Genomic DNA, 21,389 nt, shown 5'->3' with positions numbered 1-21,389 from the left:
TCAACCTTCGGCCATCGGGAGCATAGGCATCGGAGCGGCTGCTTTCGGTCGCGCAGCGTGAGCGTTCTGGGCGGCATAGTCCTGCAGCAGATATTCGTAGCGCTCGATCTGCCGGCGCGTGAGGGATTGGAGATCCTGCCCCGCCTGAAACGCGTGATACCATTCGACGATCCAGGCCAGGCTCTGGTCGAGCTGGAGAACCGGGTGCCAGTCGAGAGCTGCCCTCGCCTTGGCGGTATCAAGGCGCAGCAGCTGCGCTTCGGCGGGATGTGCCGCTGCGTCGAGCGTCCAGGAAGCCCCCTCGCCCCATAGCGTCACGAGCTTGTCGACGATCCAGGACACCGGCTTGGCATCCGTCTCCAACGGCCCGAAATTCCAGCCCGACGCGTAGCGGGCTCCGTCCTCGGCAAGCCTCTCGCACAGCAGCAGGTAGCCGTGGAGCGGCATCATGACGAACTGCCACGGCCTGATTGCCGAGGGGCTGCGGATGCGGCAGGGCCGGCGACCCAGAAAGGCTCGGACAAGATCCGGGATGAGCTGGTTGGCTGTCCAGTCGCCGCCTCCGATGGCATTTCCGGCGCGGACGCTCGCCAGCGCGACGCCATGTTTGGACAGGGTATCCGGCGAGAAATACGAGTCGCGATAGGCGCTGTTCACCAGCTCCGCGCAGCCCTTGGAATTGGAATACGGGTCGTGACCACCCATCGGGTCGCTCTCGCGATAGCCCCAGACCCATTCCTGGTTCTCATAGCATTTGTCGCTGGTGACATTGACGACGACGCACGGACGCTTGAGCTGGCGCACCGCCTCCAGCAAATGGACCGTACCCATGACGTTCGTCGCATAGGTCTCGACCGGTTCTTCGTAGCCGTAGCGAACCACGGATTGGGCCGCCATGTGGATGACGACATCGGGCTTGCATTCGGCGAGCGCGGATTTGAGATGGGCGTAGTCCCGAACGTCGCCACGGATCGAGCGCACGCATTCGCCGACCCTCGCCTGCTCGAAGAGGCTCGGCTCGGACGGCGGCTCGAGCGCGTAGCCCGTGACGTCCGCCCCCAGCGCATCCAGCCACAACGACAGCCAGCTGCCCTTGAAGCCCGTATGTCCGGTGACGAACACTTTGCGGTTCTGCCAGAAAGAACGGTTCAGCATGACTGACCTAGCCCCGCGGTAAAAAGGTTATCCGGTTATTCCTGAGCGCTTCCGAACTCCGCGCCGGTGAGACTGTTCGCGCAGCGACTTGCCCGGTCACGAGGCCGCCGCGACGAGGACACGATGCGGCGAAGCTTCCACTTCGCGCATCGGCCACCGCAGCTGCTGCTCGCGCCAGAGCACATCGGCCCGGCGCCCTGCCGGCAGGATGACATCGTCGAACGAGACGACGTCGTCCTTCTTCCGGTCGCGCCGCAAAATGCAGTTTTCGGACAGACCGATCGGCAGCGCGTCTGCCGCGCGCGCATCGACGGCGTTCTCGATCAGGCCGTATGCGCAGAACCCGCCGATGCCGTCGAGGCGTTCGCCGGCCTTCAGATCGCGCTTTGCGACCGTGACGACCTCGCAGACCGGTCCCGCCAGCGGCGCCACGGTCGGATCGTGCTGGATGACCGCGCGCCCGATGGTCGAGGCGATCTGAAGATGCGGCAGATGGAACGGTGTGTAGAAGACGTAGAACGGCCCCTCGCCGAGCTTGTAGTAGGCGAGCTGAGCCTTCTTCAGCGGCGACTCTTCGTGCACGACGACAAAGGCGCCGGTGTGGGGCGCCGCGCCCAGAGCATAGTCCACCAGCCCCGTCTCAAGCATCGCGTCCGCGGGCAGGCGTTCTCCGATCTCCCGAACGTCCTTGCAGGCCGGTCCGAACATCCCGCGGCGACCGACGCGGAAACCGGTCGCATTGGCCAGCACCGTCGTTTCCATCGACAGCTTCGTGGCATCGGCGAACGAGGTGACCTTGCGGGCATCCTGATCGTTCTTTTCGGCGAAGGCCCGCTGCGTGTCGGGGTTCCGATAGTAGTCGACCATTCCCTTGATGTTGCCGGCGGCAACCGGCCGCAGCCCGAGCGTCCGCAGATAGCGCAGCAGCGTCATGGCAACGCCTGGTTCATCGCCATCCGTGTTGGTGAGCACCACGCCGGCTTCGCGGGCGCGCTCGTTCAGAATGGGGCCAATCAACGAGTCGAGCTCGGCATTGACCATCACCACATGCTTGCGATGCGCGATCGCGTCGAGAACCACCGACGCACCGGCCTCGACCGTCCCGGTGACCTCGAGGATGATGTCGATGGCCTTGCACGCGGTCAGCACGCTCGGATCGTCCGTCAGAACCGGCGTCCCGCCAGCAATGGACCGCTCAGCCTCCAGCGCCGACGAGACGCGGCTCCAGCCCTGAATGTTCGCTTCGCGGAAGGCCCGTTCAGCATTCGCGACGGTCCGGTTAGCGATTGCGACGAGGCGCATTCCCGGCACCGGAGTGCCAAGCTGGAGAGCGATCGCGCGGCCGGTAGCTCCCGCTCCGACCATTCCCACGCGGATCGGGTGCCCCGCAGCCTCGCGCTCCCGCAAAACGGTATCGACAGCCATAGCCTGGTCCCCCCATCCGATCACGCCAGCAAAAGCAATCACACGGTCACGTACGGAGCAGATGCGACATGGCTGGGCACAGGTATTGCCGGCGGCCAGTTGCGGTCCTGCTCTGAAATTTCGGTCACTTCCAAGGGCCACACGATGCCGAAGGCCGGATCGTCGAAGCGCACGCCCCTGACGGCGGCCGGCGCATAGAAGGCCGAGGTCATGTAGTGCATCTCGGTATCCGCCTCGAGCGTCTGGTATCCATGTGCGCAGCCCTCCGGCAGATAGAGCATGCGTCCGTTGTCGCCGCTCAGCACCACGCCGTACCAGGCGCCGTAGCTCGACGATTCCGGCCGCAGATCCAGGACGACGTCGAATATCGCCCCCCGCGTGCAGCGCACCAACTTGGCCTCTCGGGCAGGCGCTTCCTGGAAGTGCATGCCCCGGACCGTCCCGCGCTTCGTGCTGAGCCCCATATTCGCCTGGACAGGCTCGAACGCCATGCCCTGATCGGCGAATTCCTTGAGGCACCAGGCGCGCATGAAACGCCCGCGGCTATCGGCGTACGGAGCGGGGTCGATTACCATCGCCCCATCGACACTTGTCTTCGCGAAGTGCATCCGCCACCTCTGGAATTCAGGCTCCTATACAAGAATAATGCCGGTCATATTGCCGGAGTTCCGGCGCAGAACTACGCCGGGCCAGAGATTTGCTTTATGGATCAGAGAGTTTCGCGACCGCGCCCGCCCGGCATGCCGGAGTCCGTCTTGACGGGCGGTCAATCAGGCGGATTTCGCAGCTGCATCAGACGGAGGGCGTGGCTCTCGCATCGCGAAAGAGGTCGAGATACAGCGCCTTCTCACCTGCGATGAGAAGCAGGGCTGCGACATAGGCTGCGCCGAACGAGCCGACATCCAGCATGAGACGCAACACCGGCGACAGCGCCGGCGCGGCGAGTCCATGCACCACATAGGCGATCGCTCCCGCGACCAGGCTTGCGGCCAGCGGGCTCGCCAGTGCCCCGACGAACTCGCGGTATCGAACCCCGGTGCCGTACAGCGCCCAGATGGTGATCGGGATCACCTTGAGCACCATGACCGCGGAATATGCCATTGCGACACCGCGTGGACCGTAGGGAAGCCCGATCAGCACGCCCGTGATCATGAGCGGGGCAGAGAACAACCCGATATGCACACCGCGCTTGACCATGCCGAGCGCATTGAGCAGCCAGCCGAGCGGACTGGAAATCGCGAACACCATGATCGTCGGCGCGAGAATCCTGAATATCTCAACGGCACTCGTCCATTTCGGTCCGAGGATGACGATGATCAGATCATCGGCGAAGAGCGTACAGACGATCGTCAGAGGCAACGTCAGCGTCACCACCAGCGAATAGCCCTTCAGGAAGTAGCGCCGGAAACGATCGGGATCGCCCTTGGTCCGCGACAGCGCGGCAAACGCGACCTCTCCGATGGTGGAGTTCAGATTCTCGGTCGGGAAATTGATCAGGTAGAAGCTCCGGCTGTAGAGGCCGGTCGCCTCCGTGCCCCATACGCGGCCGAGCAGAAGCTTGTCGATGTTGTTGGTGATATAGGACAAAAATCCGATCAACGTTGTGCCGACACCGAACCGCAACATGGAGCGGAGCCCGGCGACGATCCGCGGCCGGCCGGGGATCCAGCCGCTCGACAACCACAGCCCGATGGTCGTTGCCAGCGGCAGGGTGATGGTCATCGAGACGATCGCCCAATAACCATAGCCGCTCACCGCCATCCCGATCGACACAGCTGTCGCGATCAGGAGCGAGCTGATCTCGATCTTCGCCGACGTCCCGAATGCCATGCGACGCTGAAGCAGCACGCCGTGTTGAACGCCCGCCGCCGTGATGACGAAGGTGAAGGCGATCACATCCATGATCGCCAGCAAACGCGGCTCGCGATAAAACGCGCTGACCAGGGGCGCAGCGACGATGGCCGTCAGCGTGAGCGCCGCGCCAAATGTCAGATTCAGCCAAAACAGCGACGACGACTCGTCTTCGCTCAGCGTGTCGCGCTGGATGGCGGCCTGAAACAGGCCGAAGCAGCCGAACATGTTCAGCACGCCCGTGAAGGCTGTCACCATGGTGACGAGCCCGTAATCGTCCGGCGTCAGCAATCGCCCGAGAACCATGAGCGCACCGATACGAACCGTGAAGCCGAGTCCGCGCGAGCCGACATTGATAAGTCCGGCGCGAACGGTCTTGTTCTTCAAATCGTGCATGACGTTCTCGATTGCCGGTTCAGAGCATCAGCTTCCGGGCATAGAATGCCTCGGCATATCCGCTGGGCGCGTTGCATTCCATTCCGCGCAGCCGCATCAGTGCCATGAAGGTCGAGCGGTCAAACCAATGCTTGTTGCTTTGGGACTTGAAGGTATTGAGGATCAGATCGACTTTCTTTTCGCAGACATCGTCTGAAAGAGCATTGAAGACGATCGGCTGCCCGAGATCACCGTCATACTTCGGAATCTCGTATTCCAGGATCAGGTGACTGCGAAACGTGTTCCAAGTCAGCTCGGCGATCAGCCGGTGGTCCTGATGCGAATCGTGACGGTTGTGCGTGAAGATGATGTCCGGCGACACCTCTCGCTTGAGCTCTTCGAAGACATTCTTGATGTCGGCTCCAGCGAAAGGCATGTAGCCATCCTGAAAGTCCTTCAGGACGACCCGCTTCATGCGGGCGGGGTCGACGAATTGTCGCGCCCCGTTTTCCGCTTCCGATGCGCGAACCCCGTTCGCGCTGAAGACAACCCAATGGAACACCGCGTCCGGGCGCTCCGCTGCGAGCTGCAGCACTGTTCCGCCGCAACCGATCTCAATGTCGTCGGAGTGGCAGCCCAGGCACAGGACCTGCAAAGGGGCAGCACCGCCGCCATCCGGCTTCAGGCGAAGCATGGTCACGCCACCTGCGTCATCGTGGGAGCCGCTTGCGGCATGGCGGGAGCCCCTTGCGGCATCACGGGAGCCGCTTGCGGCATCGCGGGAGCGACCTGCGTCATCGCGGGGTATGGCACCGCGGCGCAGTCCTTCCACACCTTCCACGGCGGATTGGTGTCATTGAGTTCCTCGAGGCGCTGCTTGTCCTTGAAGGTGTCCATGCACTGCCAGAAGCCGGTGCACTTATGCGCCAACAAGGCTTGTTGCTGGATGAGCCGCGCGAACGGCTCCCGCACCAGCTCGTCGCCGGGATTGATGTAGTCGAAGATTTCGTTCCGGAAGACGAAGAAGCCGCCGTTGATCCAGATGTCCGAATGGCTCAGCGCCGACACCTCGGCGATCTTGCCGTCCGGCGCGGTCCTGACGATATCGAAGCTCGCCGTCGGCTGGACGAGAAGCAGGGAGCCAACTGCGCTGCTCTGCTGCATCTCCTCGATCATCGTCGGCAGGTGCAGATCGCTGAGGCCATCGCCGTAGTTCGCGAGGAAATACTCTTCGCCGCGCAGATAGGGCTGCACGGCCTTCAGGCGTTCACCGATCGTCGCGTGCAGGCCGGTCTCCACGAAGGTGATCGTCCAGTCGTCGCTATCGCGATTGATGAAGTCGATCTTCTGGCCGCCGCGGGACCAGACGAAGTCGTTCGAGATCGACTCGTCATACTTCAGGAAATAGTCCTTGATGGCATAGCCCTTGTGGCCCAGGCAGAGAATGAAGTCCTTGTGACCGAAATGGGCGTAGTACTTCATCAGATGCCAGAGAATGGGGCGCGAGCCGATTTGCACCATCGGCTTCGGCACATCATCCACATAGCCCCGGAGCCGCATGCCGGCACCACCGCAAAAGAGTACGACCTTCATGATACTCTCCTTCCGTAAATGCCCGCGGACCGTGGCCCGATTTTTCTTATCTCAGGAAGCGGTAACGACCTTCATTTCTTCAGGCCGCCTGTATCCATAACGTTTCATCGTCGCTTCATCGGCCATGTTGAGGACCGTGCCGATAAATTTAGGCCGGGCCTGACCGGTGGATTGAAAAGCCTGCCGGACAAGCTCGGATTCCGTCGCTCCCCATTTCACGACGAGCAGGAAGCCATCCAGCGACTGGGCGGCGGCTCGCACCTCGGGGCCAGCGACGAGCGACGGCATGTCGACGATCACCAGGTCATAGGAGCCTTCCGCGGCTCTCAGGATGTCGTCCAGCAAGTCGCGCCGCATTGGACGGAGCCGTCCCTCGGGCCGTTCGGCCAGCGGGAGGACATGCAGCCCTGCCTGCGCCTTGACGATGCAGCCGAGCACTTCGGTCTCCTGATCTGCTCCAGAACCGAGCGGAGAGCGCGAGAGGCTCGCAACCCAGCGCGAGACAGAGGGGTTTTCCGGTACGGCGTCGATCAGCAGGACACGCTTTCCAGAGGCTGCCGCCATCTTCGCCAGACCGATGGCAAGCGTCGTAGCCCCCTCACCCGGCAAGGTCGACGTCACACCGATCGTCCGCGGTCCGCGCAGGGAGGTGTCCTGCAACGTGGCAGCCACGCGTCGCAACACCTGGGCTTCGGATGCGAGCAGATGCCGGGCGGCGGTGTCCTCGCCCGATGAACCGAGGCTCTGGAAACGGGGCACGACCCCCAGGCACTCCAGATCGAGGACGTATTCCATCTGTTGTGCGCTGCGGATCGTATCGTTGATCACGTCGAGCAGGATGGCGGCGGCGGCGGCCGCGCCCAGGCCGAACAACGCCGCGGCAGCAAGGATCAATATCGCCGGCGGTCCGTCTGCCTTGACCGGCGGCTCCGCTTCCGAAACCACCTGAGCGCTCGGGCCAAGGCTTTGATAGAGCTCGCGTAGCGTTGGCGCCTTCGACGAGGCCGCATCCGACGCCCGTCCGCGCTCCTGCAAATAAATACGGATCACGCTGTTGACGATGCGAGCGGCCTTCTCTGGGTCCGAGGCTTTGAAACTCACCGTGATCATATGGCTCGTTCCGACCTGGCGAACACCGAGTTTGCTGTTCATCGCTTTCAGCGCTGCGCCATAGGCCGAGCCGTTCTGGCCAGCGGCCGCCGAAGACTGCGCGGTATCGGCCTTTTGCGGCTCGGACGGCGCCCGGCCGTCGGCCGCAAATTCAGGGTCCTTGGTCAGTTGCAGTTCGTCGATGACCTTGACCAGCACGTTGCCGGACCGAAGAAGCTCCATCTGGTTCTGAACCATCGGGAGATCGGCCCGGCCTGGCAGGACCGCCATATCGGGCCCGGTCAGGACCTGCCTGATGTAGACGAGCACCTGGCTGGAGGCGGTGTATGTCGTCGAGCGGGATCCGACATAGAAGCCGGCGATCGCCAGACAGAGCAAGGCACCGATACCCAGCAGCCGCTTGCGGCTCCGGAGACTTCCCAGACCGAACGACGGCCGCGGCCGCGTATCGATCCGGTAGTCGGACCTCTCCGTGCTATCTGTGACCGGTGGGTAGCTGCTCTTGTCCAGCATGGGGCTCAATCGAAAAGAGGGCCTCGGTTCCGATGCCGGTTCGGCTCGACAGATTTGCAGATGAGGAGAAACACCCTGCCGGCGCGGTCGCGTCGTGATGCGACGGTAACTTTAGCGCCTGCCCTTCCCCCCACCCGGCGCCGTCCGCCTGCAGTGGCATTCATAGAGCAAACGCCGGACGGTCAGCCCCCGTTCCTGCGGCGCATGCTTCAGAACTGCATTGAAACGCCTGACGGACAGGGGAAGATGAAAGGCAGAGGCCGGGCCGGTCGGTCAGGTGCGGATGGGCCGGAGCCTGCGGCCGAAGCGAGATCGTTCGGCAGCGAAATCGGCTGGCGGCTTTCGTCCGATCACTGCCCGCCGCAGGGGTGCTTTCCAGCCGCTATATGACCTTCCGACGACTTCTACCGGGCGCCGCAAGCATTTCTTCCCGGCGGATCCAGGCATAGATCGTGCCCATGACAAACCAGAAGTACCAATTGAAGGACAGATAGAAGTGCATGTTGTCCGAATAGGACTCGAGCACATAGGTCATCAGGACACACAACATGACCAGAAGTCCGGGCGGATCGCGCGGCAGCCCCCTCACCAGGCGATAGGCCACCCAACCGATGAGCCAAGCGAATGCAAGAAGGCCAAGAAGCCCGAGTTCGAAGCTCATCTGCAGATAGAAATTATGGCCGTCGATGCCTTGGGGGCCAATCAGCGGAAAGAAGCCAGGCGTCGCCGGCTTGAACGACTCCAGGCCATGACCCAGGAGAGGCCTTTCCAGCGCCTGCGGAATGGCGGATTCCCACAGCGCCTGCCGCCAGACGTAGGAATTCAGCCGGTTGCTTTCGTTGAGCTGCGCGAAGTTGTCCACCTCTGTTGCTGCGGTGACATCCGTCAACCGGTCCATCAGGCTCGGATATGCGACGAACAGCACCGGCACCAGCAGAAGGCCAGCGAGGAAACGGCGGTCGATCTTGAGCGCATACACCAGAAACATGAGCCCGCAGACCCCCCAGGCGCTGCGCGTTTTGGTGAGCATCAGAAATGCGGTCAGGAGCGGGATGTAGAGCGTAACCAGCATGTAGATGCGCGGGCTCACGCGAATGATCCGCGATGCTCTGACGTAAAGCGACAGCCCCAGCACCAGCACGAGATAGAAGGCATAGATGTTCGGATGCGAGAACGTGCTCTGCAGGCGGAATTCGGTCAGATCGGACAGCCCGCGCGCAATGTCGACGAAGGCGTAAAGCGTGGGTGGGATGGACGATCCGATCACCACGAGGACGAACAGGGAGACATCGCGGGAAGACCGCAAGATGAAGAACGGAATCGCGAAGAACGCCCAATAGGATACCAGCACGAAAGCAAGGCGCGCCGCGGCCGTGAAATCCGGCGCATAAAGTGTCGAGCCAAAGGCGATCAGAAGGAACGGCCCCCATAGCGCCAAGACAGGAAATGGCGCCCTCAACGGCTCCCGCGCGAGAAAGACGATTGCAAGCGCGATCACGAGCACGTTGAAGAGGGCGCCCACGCCCATAGACGAGGCGCCGGCGTCTCCTGCCAGCAGATTGAAGATCGGGTCGGAAGAGGCCCGGATCAGCAGAACGCCGAACACCGCAGCACGCAGGAATCTCCAGATCGCTTCATTGTTGGCTGCTCGCACAGAGGCCGTCTGCCAGACGCGATCCCCGTCGCCCTGAAGCGTGCCGCCATGGACAGCGCCGACCGAGCCGGATGTCGGTTTCATGCTTCCCGCTCCCTGGCGCCGATCCATGCTTGAGGACGCTCCGCGCTCACCTGGCTGGCATCACGGATCGGTTGCAGCCAGAGCTCGACCTCCTGACGCCAGGAGACCGGAACGGCGGCGGCGGCCCGAGCCTGTCCGACCCGATCCGTCGTCTGCGGCGCGATCAGCGCGGCGGCCACGCGCGGCAGCTCCCGCCATTTGCCGTGCCTGAACGCAAGCGCCGTGAAAATGGATGCGGCCCGCCACCGCGCCCCCCCTCGCAGAAGCTGCCTGGCGAGATAGCGCTCGTGCCCCGCCTCATCCGAGCTGACGCCATAGGCCGCCGCCAGTACCGCGTATCGCTCGGCGATGACCAGACGCCCCGTCCGCATGGGATTGATGTTCATCGACAGCGATTGCCGGCCCAGGCGATAAGCGATCAAGGGCCGGTCGACGGCCGCCAGCTGCGAATGCTGGGCCAGCCTGATCCAGAGATCCCAATCCTCGGAGCCGCGCAGCGCGGTGTCGAAGCCTCCGACCTCCCGGACAAGATCGCGTTCGGCGATCACCGTCGATCCCGTCGGGATTCGGTTGCTTTCAAGCAGGCCCGCCAGCACGTCTCCACCCTCGACGTGGTGGTGACCGATGATTTGCAGGTTCTCGTCGACAACCGCGACACCCGTACACCCCCACCGCGCCGAACCGGCGCGCAATGCGGCAAGCTGCGTCGCCAACTTGTCCGGCGCCCACAGATCGTCATCGTCGCAGAAGGCCACCCATCGCCCGCTGGCGCGAGCAAGGCCGGCGTTCCGCGCGCCCGATATGAAGCGCGGCTGCGCGTGGTGCACGACCGTGACCCGCGGATCCGCTGCAGCGAGGCGATCGAGCCAGGGGCGTGTCTCGTCGGTCGAGCCATCGTTGACCACGACGAGTTCAATCGAGACGCTGTGCTGGCGCAGGATGGAATGGACTGCCTGAGGCAGCATGTGCCGGCGATTATGCGTCGGAACGATGACGGTGACATCAACCACTCAGGCGCTCCTCGTCCGTTTCATGCACACCACCGCTTGATCACCCATTCGCCCAGGCGGAGTGGCCGGGCCTAAGCGTGACCACGTTGTCCGCTCTCGCTCCCTGGCCATCGGCGACCGCTGTCTCATAAGCGGTCGCGGGCTCTTCGACCTGCTCGGCCCCGTCGATAGGAGTCGGCATCTCCAGGCCCTCCGCCCTGAAGAGAGCGGCCAACCTCCGGCATTCCTGGACGATGTCGTGCTGCTCCAGCACACGCTTTCGCCCTGTGGCGCCCATGGCCTTCACGACAGTGTCGGGCGTATCCAGGCATTGTCTGATGGCGCCTGCGAGCTGATCGATGTTTCCTGCCGGAACGAGCCAGCCGCAGGCCTGGTCCGTAACCAACTCCGGAATGCCTGCGACATAGGTCGTGATGACCGGGCGGCCGAGCGCCAGCGCTTCCATCAGGACGACCGGCAACCCCTCGGCGAAACTCGGCAGGACCAGCGCCCTTGCCTCCCGTATGGCGGCGCGCACCTGGGCGTTGCTCATCCAGCCCGCCAGCACGACCTGCTGTTCCAGCCCGAGCTCCCGGATGCTTCGCTCCAGTTGCGGCCGCAGCGGGCCGTCTCCGACCATGGTCAGCCTGAACGGCACGCCTTCACGCGCGAGAACGGCAAGGGCATGGAGCAAAACCAGTTGCCCCTTCTGTTCGCTCAGGCGGCCAACGGTCACGAGCTGAGATTTGGGAACGATCTTGAGCGGCTGCGTGCTCAGGAAATCGGAGTCCAGTCCGCAGCGCACCAGCTTGATCTTCGCCCACTCCTCCGGAGGGATCCAACGGCAGAGCTGGCTTCCAGTAAACGAACTCACGACACAGACGAACGCGGCATGCTTCACTTTGGCGGGCAAGCCCAGATACTCGGGCCTGTCGAACTCGTCCGGACCATGCACGGTGAAACTGTACGGCACACCGGTCAGAATATGGCAGAGCATGGCGACTTCCGCGCCATTCGTTCCAAAATGCGCATGGACGTGCTGGATGTTCTCCTGCATCACCCACCGCGCAAGGACCAGCGCTTCGGCAAGATAGGCCAGGTGGAGCGGCGCCGGGCGACTTGAGCGCCGCATCATTTTCAATGCAGCCCAGGTGGTTTTCGCCAGCGCTTTTGGCCTTTGCACCAAGGCGTCGGCAAAGGCCGCAGCAAACTTGGCGAGGTTGCCGTCGAAGATATAGCGCGTGCGCTCCCTCTCGCGGACATCGTCCGGATCGACCAGCTTGCGGCCATTATTTCGAAGCGAAACACGGAGAACCGAAATCCCGTTCCGCTCGAGCTCGACGATCTCCCGCCGAATGAAAGTGTGCGAGACCGCGGGATATTCGGACACGAAGTAACAGATCCGCATCGACGCTTCCCTTGTCGTTCAATAGGCGTTGGTGTACGCGCGCTTCGATATGACGGTCAGGACCATGATCTTCAGATCGAAGAAGAATGACCAGTTATCGACGTAGTAGAGATCGTGTTCGATCCGCTTCTGCATCTTCTCGAACGTATCGGTTTCGCCCCGAAGGCCATTGACCTGGGCCCAGCCGGTGATGCCCGGCTTGACGTTATGCCGGCGGAACATCCTGCGGATCTGGTCCGCAAACATGTGATTATGCGCGACGGCATGCGGCCGCGGCCCGACGATGGACATCTCACCCCTGAGAACGTTCAACAGCTGGGGTAGCTCGTCGATGTTGGTCCGCCGCAGCACCCGTCCGATGCGGGTCACGCGCGGATCGTTCCGGACGGCCTGACGAAACTCGTTGGTCGCGTCGTCCAAAGTCGTCATGCTTCGGAACTTCAAAACCAGAATTGGCTCATTGTTGAAGCCAAGACGTGTCTGCCGAAAGAGCACCGGGCCGCGCGAGTCGAGCTTGATCAAGGTGGCGATGACAACGAACAACGGCCACAGAAGCGTCAGCGCCGACGCGGCGACGACGATATCGAAAGTGCGCTTCAGCAGCCGGTCCCGCAACGAGCACGGCCCGCAGAACAATTCGAGCACCCGCTGTTGGCCATAATGTCCGATGCGGCTGCGGCGCATGAGCTCGGCCAGTTCCACCGGCAAAAGCTGGATGCGGACAGGAAGCTCCGACAGCGCCCCAACTGTACCGGCGACAACCTCCATATTGTCCGAGCCGAACAGAATGAGCACCGCGTCGATAGGCAACGCCCGGCATTCACGCCGGATCTCTGAGAGCTGCTCCTCCAAGGAAGCATTCCCACCGGCCTGCCCGGACGCAGAGGGAAAGTCGTACCACCGCAGGATATGCTCGTGCCGTGCCGCCAGCCGCGCGCGAATATCTCCTACGGCCTGTGCGCCGGGCATGATCAATACGACCATGCTTTCCCGACGCCATTGCCCGCGCCGGCGCACATGATCGATGACTTGCCAGAGAACCGCTCTGATGGCGATCTGGCCCAGCAGCGCGGCCACCAGCTGCGCGAGGAACGTGCCGCGAGAATAATCGTCGAGATTGTCGGTCACGTAGCCGATCGTCAGCAGAATGACGAATGAAAGACCGATAGCGGCGCCGCCCCGCGAACGGCTGTGCTCGTTCCATTCCGGGCCAAGCAGATCGTACTGGTTGTCGGCAATGCACAGGGCGACGTACAGCGCTCCCGCCGCGACGGAAGCCAGGGCGTATTCGGCCCGGAAGAAGATCACGCCGTAAACAGCCGCCGAATAGGCGACAAATGCGCCGTATGCGCAGGCGACGACCACGACCATCTCGAGGCAGGCCACCACCACGGTCCAAAACACCTGCGTCCTGTGACTGAGCGCAGTTGCGGAATGATGCTGGGTTCCGGGAGAAACAACATTTGTTGACATTGGCTCGCCAAACGCTCCCGCAGTTTTCCAAAGACTCTCGACGCCCGCAGAAGCTCAATGCGGGCGAGAGGCGCGGGTTCTTTACGTTCGGTGAAGTTTGGTTTTCGCACGAGATCGTGAGCGTAATCGACGACCAAAAGCGCAACGGGTTGCGCTTTTGGTCGTCGCGTTTCGCTGAGTGACGCAACGTCATCATTTCGCTTTCTTGGCGATGGACCAGATCATCCCCAAAAGCGGCAAGTCCCTCACCGCGAACAAACCATCGGCTTCGACCGTTAGCTCTTCAGACGGCGTGCAACGCAACGCGCGACGGCCTCCCGCCGCGACGGCTGGTGATTCAGCCATTGCTTTCGCTTGAGGACTTTTGCCTGAGGGATTGTCCATGCCGTCAGACACAGTTCAGCTTCCCGCATCTGAAGCAATACGGCCCAGTCAGACCCAGATTCTGAACGGTCGCTTCGACAAGCTCTCGGCAAAGCAGACCGTGGAAGAACTCATTCGAGCCATCCACGCAGGAGAGCGCGGCGTCCTGTCCACGGTGAACGTCGCGATCCTGATGATGATGCGATCCAACCCACGGCTGCAGCGCTTCGTCGATTCATCGCGCTGGACGGTCGCCGATGGACAGCCGCTCGTCTGGACATCGCATCTTTGGCAACAGCCCTTGCCTGAGCGCGTCACCGGGATCGATCTGATCGATCAGCTATGCGCGCGCGCAGTGCAGGAGCGCATCGGCGTCTATTTTCTCGGCGCCGAGAGTAGCACGGTGCGCGCGACCGTCGACGTGCTCCAGAACCGACATCGCGGCCTCGATGTCCGCGGCCATGCCGATGGCTATTTCGGGCCCGAGCAGGCCGAGGCACGCGCGAAAGCCGTGGCGGAAAGTGGAGCCGAGCTTCTCTTCATCGCGATGGGCGTGCCGCGGCAGGAATATTTCATCGAGGAGCAGTGGGACAATCTCGGCGCCCGGGTCGTCATCGGGGTCGGTGGCAGCTTCGATGTCATCGCGGGACTGCGAAAACGGGCGCCTGCCTTCGTCCAGCGCGTCGGGCTCGAGTGGGCCTATCGCCTCGCCCAGGAGCCTCGCCGGTTGTTCAGGCGCTATCTGGTCACGAACTCGCAGTTCCTCGGCCTGATTTCCTGGAGCGCCATCGCCCAGGCCTCCCATTTCCGACGTATGACCCCGCGACCCTAAACGAGGGCTGAGATGGCTCCCCGCAAACGAATTCTTGTCGTGATGGGCACGCGGCCCGAGGCAATCAAGCTCGCCCCCCTCATTCTGACGGCGAAGGCCGACCCCGAGCGCTTCGAGGTTCTGGCCGTGCGCACCAGCCAGCATCGCGAGATGCTCGATCAGGTCGTGGCCTATTTCGACCTGCCCATTCTCGCGGACCTCAACATCATGCGCAAAGATCAAGGCCTCGCGCATGTGACGATGGCAGCCCTCGAAGGCCTGCAACGGGTGATTACGGAAGTCCGGCCGGATGTCGTCGTCGTGCAAGGCGACACCACGACGAGCTTCGTCGGCGCGCTCGCAGCGTTCTACGAGAACGTCCCCGTCGCGCATGTCGAGGCCGGGCTGCGAACCTACGACAAGCGGGCCCCCTTTCCGGAGGAGGTCTATCGCCGCCTGACGAGCGTCATCGCAGACTATCATTTTGCTCCGACTGAAACGGCCAGGTACAACCTGCTGAAGGAAAATGTGCCGGCAGAGACGATATGGGTCACCGGCAATACGGCGATCGATGCGCTTTTTCTGACACTCGCGAAAGCCCGCCCCGCGGCGCAGGTTCGAGCGCCCTCTCCCACCCTTCTGCTGACCACGCATCGCCGGGAAAACCACGGCGAACCGATGCAGCGCATCTGCGAGGCTGTCCTGATCCTGCTGGAGGGTTTCCCGGATCTGCAGGTGGTCTGTCCGGTGCACCTCAGTCCGCGCGTCCGGCAGGTGGTCGGCCCGATGCTGGGTTCTCATCCGCGCGTGTCGCTCATCGAGCCGCTCGGCTACGAGCAGTTCGTGCTGGCGATGAACAGCGCCCACATCATCCTTTCCGACTCCGGAGGCGTTCAGGAAGAAGCGCCCGCGCTCGGGAAGCCGGTTCTTGTCCTCCGGGACACCACCGAGCGCCCGGAAGCCGTCGAAGCCGGCACCGCGCGCCTCGTCGGCACGGAAGTGGACGCGATCGTTTCGGCCTGCAAGGAGCTGCTAACGGACCCCGAAGCGTATCGCGCCATGGCGCAAGCCAAAAATCCGTTCGGCGACGGCCACGCCTCCGAACAGATACTCGACGTGCTCGCCAGGTCGCTCGGCAGCACCGAGCGCCGCGAACAGGCCGATTCGACAAGAGCGCCCGAGAACCTTGCGCTGGCGCCGAGAGTGCCGGCCGAAGCGATCCTCCAAGCGGCGCTCGCCGCAGAGGGCCCGGCGCGGATGCCAACGAGCGTTCAGGGACCGGGTTCATCATGACAGCCGTGATCGGGACAGCCACCTTCGCACTGGTGATGCTGGGTCTCCTGACCGCGATCCCGGTCGCCTTTCTCTTTATACAGATTGGCGCGGCGCTCCTGCCGACGAGGCGATCCACGTCGACCGCCTCCATGCCCTGTCCGCGCTTCGCGGTGATCATGCCCGCCCATAACGAAGAAGCGATCGTCGCACACTCGATTGCTTCGATAATGGCTCAATTGCCCCCGGCCGGGCGCCTGCTGGTGGTGGCCGATAATTGCTCCGACGGCACCGCGCAGGTGGCGGCAGGCGCGGGCGCGGATGTGACCATCCGCCAGGACACGACCCGGATCGGAAAAGGCTATGCGCTGGATCACGGGGTCCGGTCGCTCGGCGCCGATCCGCCGCAGATCGTCATCGTCATCGACGCCGATTGCGAAGTGATGCCTGGCGCGCTCGAAACTCTGGCAATGCAATGCGCCGCGACCGGGCGGCCGGTCCAGGCACGATACTCGATGCTGGCACCTCCATCGCCGAGCCCGGCGGACAAGGTCTCGCGGCTGGCCTGGACGATCAAGACCTTCGTGCGACCGCTGGGCTCGGCGCATCTGGGATGGCCGTGCCAGCTGATGGGCTCCGGGATGGCCCTGCCCTTCTCCCTCGCCAGCCAGCTCGATCTTGCGACCGGCCATCTGGCGGAAGATCAGAAATTCGGCGCCGAGCTCGCAATCGCTGGAAAGGCGCCGTTCTTCTGCCCCGACGCGCAGATCGTCAGCCAGCTTCCCCAGGGCGAAACAGGCAAGCGTCAGCAACGCACGCGATGGGAGCACGGACATCTTGCAATCATCGGAGAGTTCTTCCTTCCGCTGATCAGGCGCGCGCTCTCGAAGCGCAGCCTGCACCTCTTCGCATTCACGCTCGACCTCTGCATTCCACCGCTAACACTGCTGGCAATGTCGATCGTGCTGATGGCGGGCCTGAGCCTCTCATGGTTCGTCGTGACGGGTGCCGCGAGCCCGCTGGTCGTTTCCTTCACCGTGCTGGCCTGCTTCACCGGAGCTATCGGCGTCGCATGGTGGCGCTTCGCCCAGGAGATCATTTCCTGGCGCGAGCTGGCGGCGGGGTCGGCCTATTGCCTGCTCAAGATCCCGTCGTTCATCCGCTTCTTCGTCAACCGCCAGATCGATTGGGTCCGGACGGAGCGATGAAGGCGGCCTGCGGCCGGGTTTGGCGCATTCCTCTCGAGGCAGTCGGTCGGATGAGATCGCATCGCACACTGCAAAGCCTTTGGGCTCTGCCCTTTCCGGTTCTGGCCTTGCTCGCCTGCCCGCTCGCGATCGCCGCGGCCACCGGGTGCTGTTCATCCGCTTTGGCAAATGACGCGCGGAATGCTGCCAACGAAAGACCAAGCGGTCAGTTCACCCTGGGCGAGCGGCCCTTCGTAGCCAGCTCGTCCTGGAACACGCCCATCGCCTCGAACGCCACTTTCGAAGAGATCGATTGGCCAATGGGCGCCCGGTTCGGCGTCGCCTGGAGCAGCTATTCTCCTGCCATTCATGTGAGTTCGGCTTCGGACCCCGTCGTTTCCGTCGAACACCCGGCAAGCTGGGGACTTCCCGCAGGCACCCTCAAGATCCGCATCCCCGCGGATGCGGATGGCGCTCCGGGGACCGACGGGGAATTGCTGGTGATCGACGGCGATACCGTTCACAACTTCTGGCAATTCAAGCGGCTGAGCCCCGAGGCGGCGACGGCGCGGTCCTATGCCGCGACGAACCTCGTCACCGGAGACGGCTGGGGGCGCAGGTCGCCCTTTCTCGGCGCCGGCATCGTGGCGGCGGGATCGAGCCAGCTCGCCGGCTTGCTGGTCCAGGCGGAAACCGACCGCGGCGACATCTCACACGCGTTGCAGATCGCGGTCGATATGGCCTACGCGAAACCGGGCCGCGTCGGCGAGGCGATCAATGGCGACGGCGTGAATCCGGATGGGTTGGTTCAGGAAGGCGAACGCCTGGCCATTCCGTCCAGCGTGGCGATGCCGCGAGGCTTGTCACCTCTCGGGCAAAAAGTCTTTCGCGCCTATCAGGTCTACGGAGCATTTGTGATCGACGTGGCTGGAGGCGTCACTAATTTGCGCGCCCAGGCGAATGCCTACGACCGTATGACGATCGTGGCACTGCAACAGGACCTTGCCCGGATCTCCCCGCTGCTTCAGCGCGTGGGGCAGCCAAGCGAGGGAAATCCCTGACCATCCCGGGAGGGGCGCAGGCAAGGGCCTGTTCGAAACGATCGTCTCGATCATTGCATTAAACGCATAGCGGTCAGCCATACGGCTCGATAGGCCGCCTTTTGCGCATTGCAGCTTCATTCTGCATGTCGAGAGAATCGCTGATTCTATATAGCGTTTAGCCAAAAGCGCAGATCATATAGTCAAGATATCCCCAGATTTTCGTGCCCAAACAATTTCATTTTGGCATCACATTCCAAACACGATATCTGGCCACGTTCGCTGGTGGATGGGCCTTTGATTCGCCGCCTCATATGGCGATGACCCGTCATCCGACCGCTAATCGCGCGGCGTGCCTGTCTATTTCGCTGCGTTTCCACGGAACGGCGAGGACTACCCGGCTGGCCTACTAATTCCGCTCCCGTTCCTTTCTATATAAAACTAAGGAAAATAGGCTTATGAGCTCACTCGAAACTCGCCCATTTACTGCGTCTTCGAGTTGGAATACAGAAGTAGCTAGCGATGCAAACTTCACAAAACTCAATTGGCCCGCGTCGACAGGCTACAATTACAGCGTTGCATGGAGCAGTTATTCCCCAGCGGTTTACGTTGCTTCTTCTTCAGATCCACTTGTACAAGTCACTTATCCCCCGGGATGGGGTTATCCTGGCGGCACCATCAGCGTTCACATGCCGGCCGCCGCGAATGGCGCCGCGGGTACTGATGGCGAACTAATCGTCATCGATGGCGACGTCGCCTACAACTTCTGGCAGTTCAAAAGAACCAGCAACACGAGCGGTTCGGCCGCTTCATTCGCGTCCGAAAACATCGTCACGGGCGATGGCTGGGGCAGCAAGTCGCCCTTCCTCGCCGCGGGCATCACGGCTGCCGGCGCAAGTCAGCTCGGCGGTCTGCTCGTCAAGGCGGAAACAGACGACGGGGTGATCGATCACGCGCTGCAGCTCGCGGTCGACTTCTCGCTCGCCAAGCCCGGCGCTGTCGGCCAGGCCATCAACAGCGACGGCAGCAGCGCGTCGGGCATCGTCCAAGAAGGGCAGCACCTCGCGATCCCGCCGGGTACCCCTATGCCTGCCGGCCTCTCCCCACTTGGCCAGCAGGTCTTTAAGGCCATGCAGCAGTACGGCGCCTATGTCATCGACGTAGCCGGCGGCACGACCAATATTCGTGCGCAATCCAACGCCTATGACGACGCAACGATGACCGCGTTGTGGCACGACATGGGGAACATCACGCCATTGCTGCAGGGCGTGAGCGGTGGCACGCCGGGTTCGGGCAATTCGGGCACCAATCCGACGAACCCGACCAATCCGACCAACCCGACAACACCGACGAACCCGACGAACCCAACCACGCCCAGCGGCGACACGACTGCGCCGACGGTGCAGTGGGTTGCGGCCAACGGGCCGGGGGTCACGAATGGTACCGGCACGGTCAAAGCCGGCGACACCGTGAGCCTGACGCTGAAGTTCAGCGAGTCGGTCAACGTCAGCGGCACGCCGACTTTGTCGCTCAACAGCAGCGGCACCGCCAAGTATGTCGGCGGCGCCGGAACGGACACCTTGCAGTTCGAGTACAAGGTTGCCGCAGGTGAGAATGCTGCCGATCTCGAGATCAGCGGTTTCAACCTGTCCGGTGTGAAGGACCTGGCCGGCAACGCCGCCAATGTGACTGGTGCCCCGCACCAGCCCGGCGGAACGCTTGCCATCAACACCACGGCGCCCGTCGACCCTGCGAAACCGGTCGATACAACGGCGCCGAACGTCCAGTGGATCGCTGCCACCGGGACGGGCCTCAGCAACGGCAACGGCACGGTCAAGGCCGGCGACACCGTTCGGTTGTCGGTCAACTTCAACGAGGCGATGACTGTCAACGGCACGCCGACCTTGTCGTTGAACAGCAACGGCACCGCCAAGTATGTCAGCGGCGCCGGCACCAACACCCTGCAGTTCGACTACAAGGTGGGCGCCGGCGAGAAGGCCTCGGACCTCGCGGTCTCCGGGTACAATCTGGGTGGTGTCACGGATCTGGCGGGTAATGCCGTCAATCTTGCCGGCGCGCCGCTCCAGCCTGCCGGAACGCTGGTCGTCGACACCAAGACGTCGTCGGCCGACACCACGAAGCCCAAGGTCCAGTGGATCGCGGCCAACGGGTCCAGTCTCAGCAATGGGAACGGCACCGTTCGCGCCGGCGACACTGTCCGGTTGTCGGTCAACTTCAACGAAGTTGTCACCGTCAACGGCACGCCGACCTTGTCGCTGAACAGCAACGGCACCGCCAAGTACGTCAGCGGCGCCGGCACCAACACCCTGCAGTTCGACTACAAGGTGGGAGCCGGCGAGAAGGCCTCCGACCTTGCGGTCACCAAGTACAACCTGGGTGGTGTCACCGATAAGGCAGGCAATAGCGTCAACCTCTCCGGCGCGCCCCTCCAGCCCGCCGGAACGCTTGTCGTCAGCACGACGTCGGCCAGTCAACGGACCACAGCACTCACCTCGTCGGCGACCGCTCTTGCGGCCCCTGCGACGGTGGCGTCCACTGTGGACCCGTCGGCTAGCAGCTCGTCCTCGACTTCACCGACCGCCACAGACACCTCGCTTAGCACCACCAGCCAAGCGAAAAATCTGTTGGACCTGACGTTCGGTAGCCGCAAGACGGTTGGTTTCCCCGGCTTCCAGGATCAAGGCGCAAGCGCTGCGCCGTCCGACAGCTCGGTGACGCCCAAGCTTGCCCTGTTGAGTCAGTATGCGGCATCGAGCTTCGCCGCGCCTTCGGCGACATCCAGCGCTGCTCAGATGCAGGGATGGTTGAACAACGTCGCCCAGACCCTGGCGAAGCCACACGCGTAATGCATCAGCCCGAAAGGTGGCATCCCACCTTTCGGGCATCCGATGCGTCAACGATGACGCCGTGCGCCCGGAAGGGCGCACGGCGATCTGAAACGACAATCAAAATCAACGAAACACCGAATCTGGCGTCTTCGTATCAACGCGGCATGAGAGCGTTCTGACGCTCGTCGTGGTTTGCATGTGGGGGAACTCCCCGCGCATGCGTCAACGATTTATACG

At 62.9% G+C, this 21,389-nt stretch carries 17 protein-coding genes; 5 read left to right on the top strand and 12 right to left on the bottom strand.

Annotation, left to right across the window (positions count from 1 at the left end):
* From rfbG to AC1DNE_RS12055, 12 genes are all read right to left on the bottom strand, one after another.
* The gene (gene rfbG, locus AC1DNE_RS12110) at nt 1-1,155 is read right to left on the bottom strand and encodes a CDP-glucose 4,6-dehydratase (protein ID WP_441472033.1); all 1,155 of its coding nucleotides are present in this window, start codon (nt 1,153-1,155) and stop codon (nt 1-3) included.
* Between the two features lie 96 nt (nt 1,156-1,251).
* Nucleotides 1,252-2,580, bottom strand: coding sequence for an NAD(P)H-dependent oxidoreductase (locus AC1DNE_RS12105; protein ID WP_476766810.1), 1,329 nt, complete (start codon nt 2,578-2,580; stop codon nt 1,252-1,254).
* 38 nt (nt 2,581-2,618) lie between these two features.
* Nucleotides 2,619-3,188 (bottom strand): dTDP-4-dehydrorhamnose 3,5-epimerase, encoded by a 570-nt coding sequence (rfbC, locus tag AC1DNE_RS12100; RefSeq protein WP_476766809.1) that lies wholly within the window; start codon nt 3,186-3,188, stop codon nt 2,619-2,621.
* A 184-nt stretch (nt 3,189-3,372) separates the two neighbouring features.
* The gene (locus tag AC1DNE_RS12095; protein ID WP_476766808.1) at nt 3,373-4,827 is read right to left on the bottom strand and encodes a lipopolysaccharide biosynthesis protein; all 1,455 of its coding nucleotides are present in this window, start codon (nt 4,825-4,827) and stop codon (nt 3,373-3,375) included.
* 19 nt (nt 4,828-4,846) lie between these two features.
* Complete coding sequence (locus AC1DNE_RS12090) at nt 4,847-5,500, bottom strand: PIG-L deacetylase family protein (RefSeq protein WP_476766807.1); 654 nt, start codon at nt 5,498-5,500, stop codon at nt 4,847-4,849.
* Between the two features lie 2 nt (nt 5,501-5,502).
* Nucleotides 5,503-6,399 carry a glycosyltransferase family protein gene (locus AC1DNE_RS12085; protein WP_476766806.1) on the bottom strand — a complete coding sequence of 299 codons (897 nt, stop codon included), beginning with the start codon at nt 6,397-6,399 and terminating at the stop codon, nt 5,503-5,505.
* Nucleotides 6,400-6,450: 51 nt separating this feature from the next.
* A complete protein-coding gene (locus AC1DNE_RS12080) occupies nt 6,451-8,022 on the bottom strand; it encodes a tyrosine-protein kinase family protein (RefSeq protein ID WP_476766805.1) in 1,572 nt (523 codons plus the stop codon).
* Between the two features lie 382 nt (nt 8,023-8,404).
* Nucleotides 8,405-9,760: an O-antigen ligase family protein gene (locus AC1DNE_RS12075; protein ID WP_476766804.1), complete on the bottom strand. Its 1,356-nt coding sequence runs from the start codon at nt 9,758-9,760 to the stop codon at nt 8,405-8,407.
* Nucleotides 9,757-10,770: a glycosyltransferase family 2 protein gene (locus AC1DNE_RS12070; protein ID WP_476766803.1), complete on the bottom strand. Its 1,014-nt coding sequence runs from the start codon at nt 10,768-10,770 to the stop codon at nt 9,757-9,759. The genes AC1DNE_RS12075 and AC1DNE_RS12070 overlap by 4 nt, the downstream gene beginning before the upstream one ends.
* 40 nt (nt 10,771-10,810) lie before the next feature.
* Nucleotides 10,811-12,157 (bottom strand): glycosyltransferase, encoded by a 1,347-nt coding sequence (locus AC1DNE_RS12065; protein ID WP_441472024.1) that lies wholly within the window; start codon nt 12,155-12,157, stop codon nt 10,811-10,813.
* An 18-nt stretch (nt 12,158-12,175) separates the two neighbouring features.
* Complete coding sequence (locus AC1DNE_RS12060) at nt 12,176-13,561, bottom strand: exopolysaccharide biosynthesis polyprenyl glycosylphosphotransferase (protein WP_441472023.1); 1,386 nt, start codon at nt 13,559-13,561, stop codon at nt 12,176-12,178.
* Nucleotides 13,562-13,822: 261 nt separating this feature from the next.
* The gene (locus AC1DNE_RS12055) at nt 13,823-14,026 is read right to left on the bottom strand and encodes a hypothetical protein (RefSeq protein WP_476766800.1); all 204 of its coding nucleotides are present in this window, start codon (nt 14,024-14,026) and stop codon (nt 13,823-13,825) included.
* An 88-nt stretch (nt 14,027-14,114) separates the two neighbouring features.
* Here AC1DNE_RS12055 and AC1DNE_RS12050 point away from each other — a divergent pair, with 88 nt between their 5' ends.
* The 5 genes from AC1DNE_RS12050 (at nt 14,115) to AC1DNE_RS12030 (ending at nt 21,170) form a co-directional block, all read left to right on the top strand.
* Entirely contained in the window at nt 14,115-14,825 is a 711-nt protein-coding gene (locus AC1DNE_RS12050) for a WecB/TagA/CpsF family glycosyltransferase (protein ID WP_476766799.1), read from the top strand.
* Between the two features lie 12 nt (nt 14,826-14,837).
* Nucleotides 14,838-16,097 (top strand): non-hydrolyzing UDP-N-acetylglucosamine 2-epimerase, encoded by a 1,260-nt coding sequence (wecB, locus tag AC1DNE_RS12045; RefSeq protein ID WP_476766798.1) that lies wholly within the window; start codon nt 14,838-14,840, stop codon nt 16,095-16,097.
* Complete coding sequence (locus tag AC1DNE_RS12040; protein ID WP_476766797.1) at nt 16,094-17,284, top strand: glycosyltransferase family 2 protein; 1,191 nt, start codon at nt 16,094-16,096, stop codon at nt 17,282-17,284. The genes wecB and AC1DNE_RS12040 overlap by 4 nt, the downstream gene beginning before the upstream one ends.
* A gap of 50 nt (nt 17,285-17,334) precedes the next feature.
* Nucleotides 17,335-18,324 (top strand): hypothetical protein, encoded by a 990-nt coding sequence (locus AC1DNE_RS12035; RefSeq protein WP_476766796.1) that lies wholly within the window; start codon nt 17,335-17,337, stop codon nt 18,322-18,324.
* Nucleotides 18,325-18,992: 668 nt separating this feature from the next.
* On the top strand, nt 18,993-21,170 hold the full coding sequence (locus AC1DNE_RS12030) for a hypothetical protein (RefSeq protein WP_476841062.1): 2,178 nt from the start codon (nt 18,993-18,995) through the stop codon (nt 21,168-21,170).
* The last annotated feature ends 219 nt before the right edge of the window (nt 21,171-21,389 follow it).

The organism is Allobosea sp. 05L423, from assembly GCF_056397745.1.
The sequence above is the reverse complement of the archived record's forward strand: the minus strand, read 5'-3'. Positions and strand labels throughout refer to the sequence as shown.

Excerpts from the sequence above, each read along its gene's own strand:
- AC1DNE_RS12065 (WP_441472024.1), bottom strand. The coding sequence starts at position 12,157 with ATGCGGATCTGTTACTTCGTGTCCGAATATCCCGCGGTCTCGCACACT.
- AC1DNE_RS12040 (WP_476766797.1), top strand. The coding sequence starts at position 16,094 with ATGACAGCCGTGATCGGGACAGCCACCTTCGCACTGGTGATGCTGGGT.
- rfbG (WP_441472033.1), bottom strand. The coding sequence starts at position 1,155 with ATGCTGAACCGTTCTTTCTGGCAGAACCGCAAAGTGTTCGTCACCGGA.
- AC1DNE_RS12105 (WP_476766810.1), bottom strand. The coding sequence starts at position 2,580 with ATGGCTGTCGATACCGTTTTGCGGGAGCGCGAGGCTGCGGGGCACCCG.
- AC1DNE_RS12095 (WP_476766808.1), bottom strand. The coding sequence starts at position 4,827 with ATGCACGATTTGAAGAACAAGACCGTTCGCGCCGGACTTATCAATGTC.
- AC1DNE_RS12085 (WP_476766806.1), bottom strand. The coding sequence starts at position 6,399 with ATGAAGGTCGTACTCTTTTGCGGTGGTGCCGGCATGCGGCTCCGGGGC.
- AC1DNE_RS12035 (WP_476766796.1), top strand. The coding sequence starts at position 17,335 with ATGAGATCGCATCGCACACTGCAAAGCCTTTGGGCTCTGCCCTTTCCG.
- rfbC (WP_476766809.1), bottom strand. The coding sequence starts at position 3,188 with ATGCACTTCGCGAAGACAAGTGTCGATGGGGCGATGGTAATCGACCCC.
- AC1DNE_RS12030 (WP_476841062.1), top strand. The coding sequence starts at position 18,993 with ATGCCGGCCGCCGCGAATGGCGCCGCGGGTACTGATGGCGAACTAATC.
- AC1DNE_RS12090 (WP_476766807.1), bottom strand. The coding sequence starts at position 5,500 with ATGCTTCGCCTGAAGCCGGATGGCGGCGGTGCTGCCCCTTTGCAGGTC.
- AC1DNE_RS12080 (WP_476766805.1), bottom strand. The coding sequence starts at position 8,022 with ATGCTGGACAAGAGCAGCTACCCACCGGTCACAGATAGCACGGAGAGG.
- AC1DNE_RS12075 (WP_476766804.1), bottom strand. The coding sequence starts at position 9,760 with ATGAAACCGACATCCGGCTCGGTCGGCGCTGTCCATGGCGGCACGCTT.
- wecB (WP_476766798.1), top strand. The coding sequence starts at position 14,838 with ATGGCTCCCCGCAAACGAATTCTTGTCGTGATGGGCACGCGGCCCGAG.